The 15,018-nt window shown below is 39.9% G+C and carries 14 protein-coding genes; all 14 read right to left on the reverse strand.

Annotated elements, in window-relative coordinates:
• Window positions 1-28: 28 nt before the first annotated feature.
• The 14 genes from AC3WJJ_RS17915 to AC3WJJ_RS17980 all read right to left on the reverse strand — a co-directional run bounded on the left by AC3WJJ_RS17915 (window position 29) and on the right by AC3WJJ_RS17980 (window position 14,972).
• Complete coding sequence (locus AC3WJJ_RS17915; protein WP_492542794.1) at window positions 29-1,405, reverse strand: sugar phosphate nucleotidyltransferase; 1,377 nt, start codon at window positions 1,403-1,405, stop codon at window positions 29-31.
• Window positions 1,406-1,407: 2 nt separating this feature from the next.
• Window positions 1,408-2,547 carry a glycosyltransferase gene (locus AC3WJJ_RS17920; protein WP_492542796.1) on the reverse strand — a complete coding sequence of 380 codons (1,140 nt, stop codon included), beginning with the start codon at window positions 2,545-2,547 and terminating at the stop codon, window positions 1,408-1,410.
• A complete protein-coding gene (locus AC3WJJ_RS17925) occupies window positions 2,547-3,743 on the reverse strand; it encodes a glycosyltransferase family 4 protein (RefSeq protein ID WP_492542797.1) in 1,197 nt (398 codons plus the stop codon). The genes AC3WJJ_RS17920 and AC3WJJ_RS17925 overlap by 1 nt, the downstream gene beginning before the upstream one ends.
• Window positions 3,740-4,930 carry a glycosyltransferase family 4 protein gene (locus AC3WJJ_RS17930; RefSeq protein WP_492542798.1) on the reverse strand — a complete coding sequence of 397 codons (1,191 nt, stop codon included), beginning with the start codon at window positions 4,928-4,930 and terminating at the stop codon, window positions 3,740-3,742. The genes AC3WJJ_RS17925 and AC3WJJ_RS17930 overlap by 4 nt, the downstream gene beginning before the upstream one ends.
• Window positions 4,931-4,966: 36 nt before the next feature.
• Entirely contained in the window at window positions 4,967-6,019 is a 1,053-nt protein-coding gene (locus AC3WJJ_RS17935; RefSeq protein ID WP_492542800.1) for a glycosyltransferase family 4 protein, read from the reverse strand.
• Window positions 6,020-6,056: 37 nt separating this feature from the next.
• Window positions 6,057-7,397 carry a lipopolysaccharide biosynthesis protein gene (locus AC3WJJ_RS17940; protein WP_492542801.1) on the reverse strand — a complete coding sequence of 447 codons (1,341 nt, stop codon included), beginning with the start codon at window positions 7,395-7,397 and terminating at the stop codon, window positions 6,057-6,059.
• A 6-nt stretch (window positions 7,398-7,403) separates the two neighbouring features.
• Window positions 7,404-8,564, reverse strand: coding sequence for a glycosyltransferase family 4 protein (locus AC3WJJ_RS17945; RefSeq protein WP_492542803.1), 1,161 nt, complete (start codon window positions 8,562-8,564; stop codon window positions 7,404-7,406).
• Entirely contained in the window at window positions 8,561-9,346 is a 786-nt protein-coding gene (locus AC3WJJ_RS17950; RefSeq protein ID WP_492542804.1) for an SGNH/GDSL hydrolase family protein, read from the reverse strand. The genes AC3WJJ_RS17945 and AC3WJJ_RS17950 overlap by 4 nt, the downstream gene beginning before the upstream one ends.
• Window positions 9,340-10,386, reverse strand: a complete 1,047-nt coding sequence (locus AC3WJJ_RS17955) for an O-antigen ligase family protein (RefSeq protein WP_492542806.1) — start codon at window positions 10,384-10,386, stop codon at window positions 9,340-9,342. The genes AC3WJJ_RS17950 and AC3WJJ_RS17955 overlap by 7 nt, the downstream gene beginning before the upstream one ends.
• Window positions 10,387-10,724: 338 nt before the next feature.
• A complete protein-coding gene (locus tag AC3WJJ_RS17960; RefSeq protein ID WP_492542808.1) occupies window positions 10,725-11,681 on the reverse strand; it encodes a glycosyltransferase family 2 protein in 957 nt (318 codons plus the stop codon).
• A 17-nt stretch (window positions 11,682-11,698) separates the two neighbouring features.
• Entirely contained in the window at window positions 11,699-12,397 is a 699-nt protein-coding gene (locus tag AC3WJJ_RS17965) for a sugar transferase (protein WP_492542810.1), read from the reverse strand.
• Between the two features lie 14 nt (window positions 12,398-12,411).
• Window positions 12,412-13,302 (reverse strand): UTP--glucose-1-phosphate uridylyltransferase GalU, encoded by an 891-nt coding sequence (gene galU / locus AC3WJJ_RS17970; protein ID WP_492542812.1) that lies wholly within the window; start codon window positions 13,300-13,302, stop codon window positions 12,412-12,414.
• A gap of 292 nt (window positions 13,303-13,594) precedes the next feature.
• Entirely contained in the window at window positions 13,595-14,239 is a 645-nt protein-coding gene (locus tag AC3WJJ_RS17975) for a CpsD/CapB family tyrosine-protein kinase (RefSeq protein WP_492542814.1), read from the reverse strand.
• Window positions 14,220-14,972 (reverse strand): YveK family protein, encoded by a 753-nt coding sequence (locus AC3WJJ_RS17980; protein WP_492542815.1) that lies wholly within the window; start codon window positions 14,970-14,972, stop codon window positions 14,220-14,222. The genes AC3WJJ_RS17975 and AC3WJJ_RS17980 overlap by 20 nt, the downstream gene beginning before the upstream one ends.
• Window positions 14,973-15,018: the final 46 nt, after the last annotated feature.

Here is a 15,018-nt window from a genome sequence, read left to right on the forward strand (position 1 = left end):
TCTACTTCACTCCTAATTATGAAGATGATCAGCTCATCACATTGACTTTAATTTCATCCCAATTCATTGCGAGTCTCACAATGTCATCTTCAATCAATTCACTACCCGTCTGTACCTCAATGATCTCAATGTCTGTAATCGCCCTTAGGCTATGCCTGGCTTCCGCCGAAATAACGATAACATCTCCCTTTCCAATCATGCGAACGGTATCATCAAGTACCATCTCACCTTCACCGGACACCACAGTCCACACTTCACTACGAAGCATGTGGTACTGATAACTCAGGTTCTGGCCTTCAAGAATGCATATACGCTTCGTTAATACTTCGTTTCCATTCGGATACTTAATATAATCAAGTACGCGGTAACGTCCCCAACGGCGTTCTTCATACATCGGACGTTGATCTCCGAATTGGATCACTTCTTTTATCCGAGTACTAGCTTTTTTGTCAGATACTAAAATCCCGTCAGGGCTTGCAGCCACAATTAAATCATGGGCTCCGATCACCGTTATAGGAATATCTAATTCGTTGATAACATGTGTATTTATAGAATCGTCGGTTAGAGTCCCTTTTCCGATTAAAGTAGACTGAATTTCTTCAGTCAGCGCATCCCAGGTACCCAGATCCTTCCACACACCTTTATAGGGCATGACGACAATGTTTTCCGCTTTCTCTACCACGGCATAATCAAAGCTCGTTTTGTCTATACGGCCATATTGCTGAAGTAGTTCAAAGTATTGAATAGGAAGCGTTTGCCCCTGCAGATAGTTAAGGAGATATTCGAGCCGGAAAGCAAACACGCCGCAATTCCAAAGTGCAGATTGTTCGATAAGGCGAAGTGCATATTCTTCTTCTGGTTTCTCTACAAAGTGGCTCACTTTGTAGAATTCAGATCCATTCCCCAAGGTTGATGCCGACTCTGGAACGATATAACCAAATTTTGAGGAGGGATGATCCGGCGTGACCCCCATCAGTCCTAGATCAGCGCCTGTCTCCAGCATTAACGTTTCTAATTCCTTTATTTTCGCAAAAAAATGATCCTCTACAAATGGATCAACCGGAAGTACGATAACAATCTCACTTGGGCTGACACCCTTCATGGAATACAAATAACCCGCTGACAAGGATATAGCAGGTAAAGTATCTCTGCGTTCTGGTTCAACGATAATTTCCACTTCATACCCGAGCTGGTTCTGGAGTAGCTCAACTTGGGAATTTCCGGTTGCCACAATTGTGAATTGTTGAAGGTTCATTTGTCCTAGCTGATTCCACACTCTCTGAACCATCGACTGACGACGTCCTGGCTCTCCATCCAATATTTTTAGAAACTGCTTAGAACGCGTCTCATTGGATAACGGCCATAATCGGTTGCCGCTGCCTCCAGACAATAGAACGATGTGCATCGTTAATAACTCCCTTCGACTTCCGTAAGCTTAGCGTCAATTTTCTTTGCTCTGAGCAATCCATCAATACTGGACTGCAACCGCTCTATAAATAAGTGTTCACTAAATTTCTCCGCATGTTGTCGGATTTGTTCAGGATTCCATTCATAATGATCAAAACGCTTTATGATTTTGGACAGTGAATCTACAGTCTGCTCTTCGAAGAACAGCCCGGTCTTTTCAGCCACAACCGTGTCGAGTGCTCCGCCCTCATGGTAAGCAAGAATCGGTCTGCCGCAAGCATTTACTTCGAGCGGTGTAATTCCAAAATCCTCAATACCGGGGAATATTAACGCTTTACAATGCTGCATATATCGAACAACCTCTTCATCACTTTTCCTTCCAAGAAAAGTAACAGTCTCCCCTGCCAGTTGTTCAAGTCTCTGTCGATCTGGCCCATCTCCAACAACGAGTAGCCGCTGACCCAATCGAGTACATGCTTCTACTGCAAGGTCGATTCTTTTGTAGGAAACTAATCTTGAGACTATAAGGAAATAATCCCCCGGCTTTTCTTCACTAATATCGAATCGGCTAATTTCTACCGGAGGAAATATAATCGAAGCATTCATTCCATACCACGTTTTAATTCTCTTTTTCACGATACTGGAGTTGGCAATGAGATAATCAACTTGTTTCGAGTTTTTCTTATCCCATGACTGAAGTGGGTAGGTGAACCATTTTGCCATACGTTTCACAATACTTGGAACTTTAACGCTATCCATATAAGTTTCAAAATCCCAAGCAAAGCGCATCGGGGCATGACAGTAGCATACATGTATACCTTGAGTCCCCTTACGCACTCCTTTTGCATAGGCACTACTGGAGCTAAGGATGAGATCATAACCTTTCACATTCATGGTCCGCACAGCGAATGGGTATAGCCAGAAAAACAGCTTGAATTTGCTCAATATCCCTGGTATTCGCTGCATCCAAGTCGTCCTGATATCCGCATCTTCAAATTCTGAAAGTAATTTATTACGATCAACAATCGTTGTATAAATAGGCGCTTCCGGAAACATCTTGTGGAATACAGCTACGACTCGCTCCGCTCCGCCCATTTGGTTCATATAGTCATGTACAATGGCTACTTTCAAATTCCGCATTATACGATCTCCTTTGCCCGCTGATGCTCCATGACCACGGCTCCGGGTCTCGACAACAGCTCCCTATAGATCAATTCAACTTTATGAGAGGTTTGCTTAATGGAGAACATATCCTTCGCTCTCTCCTGACCGTTATAGCTTAACGAAGACCATACAACCTGATCATCCAGCACCTGACGGATATAATGTGTTAGTTCTTCCGTATTCCCGATCTCATACATGAACCCGCTCATTCCATGTTCAATGATCTCAGGGACCCCTCCACCTCTTGTTCCTATCACAGGAGTACCTTGTGACATCGCTTCAATAATGACCCGTCCGAAAGGTTCATGGTCAGAACATAATAAAAGGAGATCTGCAGCACAGCAGATCTCCAATACATCTTCTCTAAATCCTGTGAACTTCACTTGATCTTCAAGGCCCATTAGTCTTACCTTCTCGTGCAGTCTGCCTAGATATTGTTCATTCTCTTGCCGGAACTTCGCCTCGCCGACAATCCATAGAATCGCATCTCGCTCCTCACGAACAAGATTCGCGAATGCTTCTATTGCATCTTCTTGTCTCTTCCAAGGAGCAATTTGACCGATAATCGTGAGCACTTGTGCTTCCTGAGGTGTTTGTAATTCTGCACGAATTCTCTCTTTTATCAATTGTTTTCGTATCTTACTAAAACTCTTTAGTTCAACACCATTATGTACAAGATGGCACCGTCCAGCTACAGAAGGATGATCAATCCCTTGAATGACCGACTCGGAGATGCCGATAAGTGCTTGAGATGTACTCCCTGCAAGCCTTTTAATAAGCTCTCCGATAAATCCCTGCGGGGGCATATCTCTTACATGCCATACAACGGGTAACCGGTGATACCACCTAAAAATTCCAGCCATCATACCAGCCCGAATTGAATTAGCATGTATGAGATCCACCTGACTTTTTTTCATAAGAAGAGCAAGTTTCCATCCTGCCCATAGCATTCCGATCATGTAAACGATAAGAAGAATAGGATTTCGTGTCATCCTAGCCCGAAAACTAGGGAGAGCAACAACCTCGATGCCTTCACTGCGTGCCTTCTGCAGCAATTCTCCTTCAGGGGCAAAAATAATCGGGTGTGCCTCCGGTAAATTTTTAGCGGTCAACAAGAGACTGATCTCCGCACCACTGATCATACTTGTATGATTATAAAAGGCGATTTTCATCTTCTGAATACCTTTCTCTTCTCAACTTCTTCTGTAAAAACCTCAGTCACTGCTTCTGCCACTCTACTCCATGTATAACGATTCAATACATGCTCTCTGCACGCTTCCCGGGAAGGGAGGAAAGAATCCTTGTTCAGCACGTCGATAATCTTCTTACTTATCGATTCTGAGGTTCCGTCTTTAAACATCAATTCATCCGATACCTGATGCAAAATCTCTTTCGTCCCTCCATATGGAGTTCCAAGCACCGGTGTTCCACATGCAAGGGACTCTACTGTAATAAGGCCAAATCCCTCGAGCGTGAGTGTCGGAACAAGACTGATATCCGCAGCCTGATAGTACTGGACGAGCTCCTCATTTGAAATCCTGCCCAGCAGTTTAACATTAGAAGAAAGACCAAGCTGACGGATTAGCTCCTCATATTCTGCACGCATTGGCCCATCTCCACCGATGAATAATCGAACCTCTGGGTGTACACGAACGACATGCGCCATAGCATGGATCAAACGATCAATACCCATTCTACGAACAAGTCTTCTAATGCAGAAGAGCAAAGGTTGATTCGCAGCGATACCTAATTGTAATCTCAATTCCTTGCGGTTAGGATGCGGCCGGAAGCGATTATGATCCACTGCGCCGGGAATGATGTGTATTTTCCGCTCGTCTACACCGTAGGTTTCAGTCAATACATCTCGAAAATATTCACTCAGTACGATGAAGCTATCCGAACGGCGATACGTTAGTTGCTCTACTTGTTTTTTGATCCAGAACTTGGTTTCTTTTACGGCGTTAGCTTTTGTGTTCTCTTGTTGGACCTCTGTTTCCAAGGCCCATGGTCCATGAAAGTGTGTAACTATCGGTATGTGAGAAGGGATGAGCCTTCTCGTAATCATCGTGGTATAAAATGCAAAATGAGGGTTAAAGACATCTGGATGAAAAGAACGCACCGCTTGATACGTATGCTTTTTGACTAATCTCATTCGGGGCAAATAATGCTTGATATCATTTTCATGTGTGACATTCTTGATATTCAGATCCGTACTTATTTCAGATCCCTGTGGTGCTACAATGAAGCCGAGTTCAGAATGCCCATGTTCTTTCATGGCACTAGAGTAATCGGCAAAATAACGGTTCAGCCCTCCGTACTGGATATCGATCCAGCCCATTCCAGTCGATAGCACATTCATGATTATTTCTCTTCTCCTCAATATTCAATATAATTTTTAACTAATTAGTAATCGCTCATATATCTTCAGCGTATCTTTCGCGACTCTTTCTACTGAATAATATTCCAACCCCTCCATAGCTCGATTCCGAAATTGGTCTCTCAATTCAGAGTCTTGAATCATCGTAATCATTGCCTCCGCTAACTTTTCCGGTGACTTTGGAGGTACTAATAACCCTGACTTGCCAAAATCAAGAGCTTCTGGAATTCCATCCACATTTGTTGCAACGATCGCACAGCCGGCTTCCCTCGCCTCGATTAGTACTAAACCAAACGATTCTTTATGCGAAGGTAACACGAAAATATCTGCAGCCCTCATATAATTATGCGGATTAGATTGATATCCTAAGAAATGAATATTATTTCTACCCATAGATTGATTAGCTTTCAATTCAAACTTAGATCTGTCCGGGCCATCGCCTAAAAGATACAAATTGGCATCAGGATATTCAGCGGAAACAATTTCGAAAGCTTCAAGCAAATCATTAATGCCTTTACGTTCATAAAGACCGGCTACAGTTACAATGGACAATCCGTTGAGCAAAATATCTTTGGGAGTTTCCTTTCGAGAACTTCCAACAGTTCCGTTCAAAACGATGTGAAGTTTCTGTTCTTGTACACCACGATTTAGCATCGCCGTAGCCACTGCCTGGCTTACCGCGATTACTGAATCGCCGACTTTCATTAAATCTGCACTTTTTTGAAACTCATTGTGAACGTGGGTCACAATCTTATATTTATGAAACCCTCTTGAAATGTAAGATAATAGTGCACCCGTCATCATGTGTGCATGGATAATATCAGGCTTAAATTGTCTAACCAACTTCCGCAAATTAAAAAAAGCCTGCAACATCTGTGCCGGCTTTCTGGTCTGATCTAATTTAAAATGTTGAATGTTATTCTTCTGCAGCAATTCTGCATATTGTCCGCCTTCAGATGCCACCGCTACTTTATGGCCCAACTTAGCTTGCTCGCAAGCTAAGTCAATCATAACGTTGACGATTCCATTACCAGACTGCTTAACATGATTGGCTATATGGAGAATATTCATGCGCTCACCTCATTCATGTATCAAATATCCTCTTTCACTACACAGATTGTTTACTACGCAATTGGTTACGTATTCGTTTTAGCAACCATACGATATCATCCTTTGAAAGGACCCAGTCCTTGATTTTAACATGATGCCGGGTCGTATATATAACAAAAACCACCAACAACTCAACAACTGATGTTATCAGCAACGATATAGCTGCACCTTCTATTCCTAAGAGAGGGATCAATAAATTTAACAGAACAATATTAAGTCCAAGTGTTATTAATCGCATAATCGTTACAGTCCCTGGCTTACCGATCGACATAAAGCCTTGGGAAAGGATCCATGAAATACTGGTTACAGCTGTTTGGAAGATCAAAATCCTAAACACTGAGACTGCCTCAACAAATGATTGCCCGTATAAAAGTATCAGCAGATAAGGAGCAACTACAAAAATTCCAGTACCAACAATAATCGTTACAACTGTGCTAATTCTATATACTTTGAAGGTCAGTTTTAGGGCCTCCGTTTCTTGCAGCCCTGATGCTTTAGGAAACAATACTAAGGTGATTGCCCCTTGAATTGTGTTTAACATTTTAGCCAGATTCAGAGAAACCACATATAAACCCAAACTAGCTGGAGACAACAATCCTACAACTAAGATTTGATCGATATATCCAGAGAATGTACCAGCTACATCTGTACCGTAGGATCTAATTCCATAACTCAGCAATTTTTTTCCGGATTCAATCTTTCTTTGTTGTTTTATTTTATACTCTGAGACTAATCTTATAGTAATCCATAATGCTACTGGGATTATAGGTAGAAGATAAGCTGCAGCTGTATAGAACGGAGTTACGTTTCCTGTAATGACAAGCACACAAAGAAGAACTAACGTGCTGAGTACAGGGATATATCTGATAAAGTTAAATAGATGGTATTCTTCTCTAGACTGAAGAGCAGCTGTATTTATCGTACCCAGCATTGCTATTGGTGACATGATCAATGCCCATGTTGCAAAGTTAATAACTTCCTGAGAATATCCCTTTAACCAATATGGTATAAACATAGTACCTACTGCAATCGCAACACAACCGAGTATAAGGCTCAAATACATTGCTGTGATATATAACGAACCCTGATCCCCATTTTTTTTCTTCATAAAATAAACTAACGATGCTGGAATTCCTAAAGTCAATGAATATGCTAGGAAACTAGGCCACATAATCATTGCCGCCTGTTCTCCACGTCCATCTGGTCCTAAAAACCTAGCTATGATAATTCCTGTTAATACATTTAATCCGAGAATAAATATATTTGAAGCAAATATTTGTACCACGTTTCCTAAACTTCCTAATTTCCTACCTCGCGTACTCAGATTTATTAATGCCATATGTATTTACCCCTTCATATCTGCTTCACGGGTAGTTAGACTTGCATTACAAATATAATTAATTACTCTTAAATATTTAGCGGACATATTTCCCCACGAATTTTTAAGAGCATCTTCTCTGGCGCTTAACGCCATCTTCTTCAATATTTCTTTATCGGATACAAGTTCATGAAGTGCCTTTATTAAAGTTAAAGTGTCATCAGGATCTTCAATAACAACTGCAGTATCTCCCGATAAAAGTTCAACAACACCACATTTACTACTCGTAATAACAGGTAATCCTGTAGCCATTGCCTCCAATACAACAAGTGAAAATGGTTCATATCTTGAAGGGAAAATAAACATATCAGCTAGTGACATGATTTCTGCAATATCTGTTCTGTATCCTAGAAAATGAACCCGATCCCTAATCCCTAATTCATTAGCTAAATTTGGATACTTACTCTTCTCAGCAGAACCCAGTACTAGAAGATTAATATCCTCTACCTTAGCCATGGCTGCAAGAACTGTGTCTAAATTCTTTCTAGAAGATTTTAAATCTCCAGCAAACAATGCATAAGTTATGTTGGGGTTAAGATTAAAATCCAATCGATTAAGTGATCGCGGATAGAATTCGGCTAGATCGACTCCATTGGTAATAACTGATATTCGCTGGGATTCTATCTTTCCGTCCTGTACTAACTCCTGTTTAACCTGTTCAGAAACAGCAATAATTTGTTTCGTTGATTTTAATGCATAACGTTCTAAGAAAGCATTCACACAGTTATATACAAACTGATACCTGCTTCTCATGTTTTTTTGTTCATAAAAAGGATGGTACTTTGATTTAACCCATGAACTGTGAACAAAATGAATACAATTAATATCAGAGCGGGCATAAGTAATAAATCCGTTAACGATGGTAAGATCTATCTTTTTCTTATGTGTCCATATCCAGAGAGCTGAAAACAAAGCAAAAAATTGATATCGTAATAAAGCCGTCGGGATTTTACTCAATTTGATCTTAATCCATTCAACTTGATCATGATTTTGGAGTTCCTCAGATAATTCTGATGATATAACCACAATTTCATGTCCTTGTTTCAATGCTTCTATAATAACTTCGTAATTCACTCTTCCTTGTCCGTCACCTTTTCTTACGACATGTGTAACGAAGCAGATTTTCATAAGCTTGCCTCTTTCATTGCTTTGTTATTATTCAAAAGTGAATTTTCTATGATTGTTTTCAAAAGGGCTTGTGCAATTTTATCATGACCAGCCTCATTCGGATGAAATCGATCATAGAAGTAATCACTCCATCGATGCAAACATTTTTGTGAGTCACATAAGAACACTCTATTACTAGATTTTGTACAATCATAAATTTCTGTTAAGACCCGTCCATACTCCCTCATTGATTCAGGCGATTTAGGGAAATATTTTGCCTCTATATCACCAGGAGTTAAAAGGATAATATTGGTTTTTGTATTATGATTAAGATTTGCCATTACAAAATCTGTTGTTTGTTGTCTAAACTCTGTTAAGCTCATCCATGGCTCCCCACCAAATAGATGAATAAGCGTGACTTTAACTCTCCACCTCAGACCAGATTCTATCTTCTCCAGCCATCTCCTACTTATTCTCGATGAATAATAAGGTCTTGGATCCATCCATCCTGCCTTTCTCCATCTCTTTGGTAGAAACTTAAGATACTTTTTTCGCTCTCTTACGATCGATTCAGTATTTCCGTGTGCAAGAACGATAATATCAGGCTCTAAATCCAAGATCTTTTTTTCATATTTTTTCCTTGATTCATTGATCTGCATTGCACTGGCTCCAAAATTAATAATCTGAACCCCTTGTGAATAAGAATTTCTAAGTTTCATCTGTAGCAAGTTCGCATAGCTCGTTTTAGACCTTGTTACTCCCAGTCCCTCTGCGATAGAATCACCTAAAAAAACAATTAACACTCTGTAATCTCCTCTCTATTTGAGGATTTTGGTAAAAATGCTATGGAAATAACAAACATTAAAATATATCCACTTAATCCAAGGAGAACATTACTTGCGAATAGAAGAAATAGGACCGCACTAATTGCAGCAAGCGATATGGGAGAGTACATTTTCTCATTTTTGCTTAATTTAAAAAGGTAAAAAAATAAATATATCAAAGTGGCAATTACACCTAATCCTAGGGGCAGTCCAAATGTATACAATATGTTTAGATAACCGTTATCAAATGCTACCAAGGTATCTGTATTATTAGTCAGTTTTGCACCGAGACCTGAGCTCCCCAACCCCCTACCTACAGGATTAGAGAATAGCTGGGATATGATATTACTAGAAAAATTCAACCTTTCATTAAAAGAATGATCTTCTTCTAAAGATCCGAGGGTTTCAATACGAGCAGTAACATTGTTGGCGCCTGGTAAAATAGGAAGGATAAATGTATATGCCAAAAATATAAGAACAGCAAGGGCTAATAAGTTCATTTTGCTTTTTAAGTGAGATCTAATGAAGTATGCTGCAACCATGACCACATAAGCTATCCATCCGACGCGAACCAAAGTAAGAAGCAGTGCAAATGCTACAATCATCATCCCAAAAATCCCAAACGATCTCCATCTTTTCTGAACCGTCATGATAGCTAATGCTAAACCGAGGAACACCCCCGCTGGACCAGGAGAATTTAATAAAGAAAAGACTCGGAACTTCTGCGGTTCTGGGAGCCCTATAGAATTCATTTCAGAACTTATCATCCAAAATTTATCCCAAGGTGGAAGAAATAAGTATTGGTATATTCCATATGAAGCAACTATTACAGCAAGAAATGAAAATGATTTTAACCACTTATCACGGACATCACTATCGAAGTTACTAACACTTACATAAACAAAAGCAAGAAATGGAACGATATAATTCAAAAGATCATAGACAGAAGAGAACCGGTACTTAAAAAAACCGATACAAAATCCGTAAATCAAAGCAACTGCAAGAATTTTCAGAATCATGCTGACTCTACGATCAATCAACTTAATGTTTTTGACAATGGGTAGTAGCAATGTCAAACTTACACAATAAGGTATAAGTGAGATAATTGAAGTCTCAGTATATGACTGAATGGTCCAATCAACGATACGTCTTATCTCTGGACTCACTACCCATATCAGCAATGTATATGGGAGTAATAGCTTCGATCTATAGATGTAAATATGCATTGAAATAAACAAACTTAGTAAAAGTAGCGTAAATTCTAAAAGTTTCGTATGAAGTGAATCGATTGATCCAACAACTCCTATACTAATCCCAAGCGCAATTATTCCGAACAGTTTGAGCAGTCCATGAAATGTTAATCTGAAACGGGTTCCAAAAATGCCTTTTTCAGTGAACCTCTCCACGTTTTCCAGCCACCCCATCTACCTTTAAGTGCCAATATCACCTTTCTCAAAGCTATATTTTTTTGACTAGGAAGTATTCTTATGAATTGAACAAGACCAGGGGATGATTTACTTCCTACAATGACTGCCCAGGTTAAATATAAGATTCTATTAAATGATTTGAAATGTTTCAGAATAGAATATGTTTCATTATGGGCCATGTTAAAAAAAGCTATCTCATTAAAACTATTCCTTCGATCCTCATCAAATCTTTCTGCGGGAAAATGATCCACACACAATTGTGGGTCATATATTAGTTTCCAACCCTTCTTCTTAACAGAAAGGCTTATTTCCATTTCGTTATATACTTGAGCACCAGTACCTTTTAACTTTTCATCAAATTTCAATCCGATAAGTGCATCTTTCCGAAAGCTCATATTGGCTCCTTTTAGGATATCCACTTCACGAGCATTACCTGTTCCTATGTGATGATTACCAATGATCCGACCATACGGTTTAATAATCCCAACCTTTTCCTTTGCGGCTGGGATCGGTTTTCCTTGGGAATGAACAATATCCCTCCCTCCAACCCCACCTACACACGGTTCCGTTAGATAATATTTCTCAATTCTTTCAAGCCAGTTCTTATGAGGAACTGTATCATCATCCGTTAGAACCACAATAGAACCTACACTTTTCTCAATCCCAAAATTCAAAGCAGCTATAACACCCGTCTGTTCTATAAGAACAATCTTCAAGTTCTTAATAGAAATCGCAGATAACTGATTCAATGTATTCTCATCCGTTTTTCTAACAACGACTATGATTTCATCAGGATATCTTGTTTGTCTTTCGATTCCTTGTATACAGTTCAAGAGTACTTCGACCCTGTTGTACGTCGGAACGATTACACATATAGTCATTTCCATTCTTTAACACTCCATATTCAATAGGCTGAATTCGGAAACACAATAATCTTCACCGTTCTAAACAATACTTTTACATCAAGCCATAAACTTCTGCGCTCAATATACTCTAAATCTAATTCAAGCATCTCATGGAAACCCATATTATTACGTCCACTTACCTGCCATAATCCAGTACACCCAGGAGTAACTACCAGTCTTAGTTTGTCATAACTGGTGTATTGATTGACTTCTCTTGGCAAGGCTGGCCTAGGTCCTACCAATGACATATTTCCACGAATTACATTCCATAACTGTGGTAGCTCATCAATACTGGTCTTACGGATGAATTTACCAACCCTTGTAATACGAGGGTCTTCCTTCATCTTGAACATGGCGCCACTAATCTCATTCTTTTCAAGAAGATCATCAAGAAGCTCTTCAGCATTTGATACCATAGAACGGAACTTATACATTCGAAAAGGTTTTTCATCCTTACCTACACGTGTTTGATAAAAAAAAATAGACCCTCGTGGGTCCTCCAGCTTAATTAATATACCGATAATAATAAAAAGGGGAGTTAATACCACTAGGCCGATAAATGCGCAGATGAAATCCATAATCCTTTTGACCATAAGGTACAGAACTCTGGGCTTACCCTTTTCTTGAATGTAATTGGTGTAAATCGAGTTCCCCTCGAGTACAACTTCTATATCGTTTCGTTGCGGAGTGGGAGACACTTACCTTCACCTCATTAGCGATTTATTTTACTAAGATATTCTCGTTCGAGAATGGCTTCCATGCCTTGCAACAACGGTTTCCGAAGTTCACTGTTTTGCAATGCAAAATCTAGCGTAGTCATGATAAAGCCGAGCTTCTCACCTACGTCATAGCGAACACCTTCAAAATCGTAAGCATAAACCCCCTGACTCACATTTAGTTTTTGAATCGCATCAGTCAACTGAATCTCCCCACCGGCACCTTCCTCCTGATTTTCAAGAAAATCAAATATATCTGGTGTTAATATGTATCTCCCCATAATTGCCAATCGTGATGGGGCCTGACCTGCTTGTGGCTTCTCTACAAAATAATCTACTTCATATAAACGATCGAATCTTTCAAGAGGAGCTACGATTCCATAACGTTGGGTTTGATCAAAGGGGACAGTCTGAACACCGATTACAGATTTCTGCAACCGCTCAAACTGTTCCGCCAACTGCCGTGTGCATGGTGTCTGGGATTGTACGATGTCATCTCCAAGGAGCACGGCAAATGGCTCATCCCCAATAAAGTTGCGAGCACACCAAACGGCATGACCAAGTCCCTTAGCTTCCTTCTGTCGTATGTAATGAATGTCTACATTCGAGGAACGTCTTACTTCATCAAGCAAATTAAATTTACCCTTGCTGAACAGATTATTTTCCAGTTCAAAAGCATGGTCGAAATGATCCTCAATCGAGCGTTTGCCTTTACCCGTCACAATGATAATGTCTTCAATCCCTGATGCCACCGCTTCTTCTACAATGTATTGAATGGTGGGCTTATCTACGATTGGAAGCATTTCTTTCGGCATTGCTTTCGTGGCGGGTAAGAAGCGCGTCCCTAAACCCGCAGCAGGAATAATTGCCTTTTTCACTTTCTTCATCTTTCATTCACTACCCATCTCTATTATATTCTTGATACCTTTACCTGGAATGTTTGCCAGTGTATAGAAAAATCTAGCTATGCGCTCTTCCCCCTGAAAAAAACATAGCTAAATTTTCTAAATAGGGCATTTAACCCATCCTCACATCACACCCTTGACAATAATGTCTAAGGTCCATAGAACCCACAGCGTGACCGAGTGTCTACAGTGAAAGAGGTGCAGTAGACATTACCTTTGCTTCTGCTAACTGTTAGCAATTAATCTGCGATATGCGGTTTCGTACTTCAAAGGATTATCTCGCTTCTTTATTAATCACAATGCCTAGCATTCGTGCATTTGCATGGTCCAATTGCTCTTTCGCTTTCTTCAAATGTTCCTTCCGAACTTTGCCTGCAGCAACAATCATCACAACTCCATCACATAATGAACTAAGGATGACACTATCGGATACAGATAGCACCGAGGGTGTATCAATTAGTATCACATCATATTCCTGCTTAAGTTGTTCTAGTAACCCTCTCATTACTACTGAATCCATCAGTTCGGATGGATTTGCAGGTATCGGTCCGGAAGGAATTAGCCATAATTGATCGACGATCGTTTCATGAACTGAATCTTGTACGTTCGTCTGACCTGTTAACAGTGTGCTTAAACCATGGTGATTTGATTGAGAGAATACCCGGTGAAGCGAAGGCTTACGCATATCTGCATCAATAAGCAGCACTTTTTTACCTTCCTGTGCGTAAGTAACAGCTAAGTTACTAATTGTTGTGGTTTTCCCTTCTCCGACCTGCGTCGATGTAATCATAAGGGTCTTCAATTCCTGATCTTTAGAAGAAAAATGAATTTTAGTTCGTAGCAGACGATACACCTCTGAAATAGGTGATTTGGGATTCATGGATACAATTAGGCTGCTATCATTGATTGATCGTCGCATATTGACTTTCACCTACTTTTGATTTTTGTGCTGCCTTCATTCTCGCGGACTTCTTTAAATCTGCTTTGCTCATTTTGCCTACGACGGCAAGAACCGGAACGTCCAAAACCTCGATGATATCCGATTCTGATTTCAATGTGTCATCCAGATAGTCCAGCAGAAATACAAGTCCGATTGCTAACATAAGCGAGACAGCGAAGCTAATTAATAAGTTCATAACCGGATTGAAATTAATTGGCGCGGGAGATGCTGATATGTCTGCCTCACTTAAGATCGTAATATTATCAACATTCATAATGTGAGGAATTTGTTCTTTAAACACCGTGGAAACAGCGTTTACGACTTCTGCGGCTTTAGTATACGAAGTGTCCTGATAAATCAGGTTCATAACTTGTGAATTATTTGCCGATGTAACGGATATTTTGGCAGATAATTTCCAAGCGTTTTCCCCCAAATTCGGATATTCCTCGACAACTTTATTCATAATCGCGGACGATTTAATAATCTCTTTATAAGAATTTATAAGAAAAATACTTGTCTGGATTGTGCTTGCATTTAGGCCTGCCCCGCCTTCACCCGAAGACTGATTAACGATTAGCTTCGCGTTAGCAGCATAGATCGGTGTTGTAAAATAAAAACTTTTAACTCCTGTTGCTGCAATCGCAATAATTACGATTGTTGCGATTAACCACCATTTTTTTAGCAAGACTCTAAAATATTGTTTAAGTTCCATTAACGTGTAACCTCCCGCTTAATTTCTGAAAGTAAGATATATAAAA

It is taken from the genome of Paenibacillus sp. FW507-14B1B, from assembly GCF_058781425.1.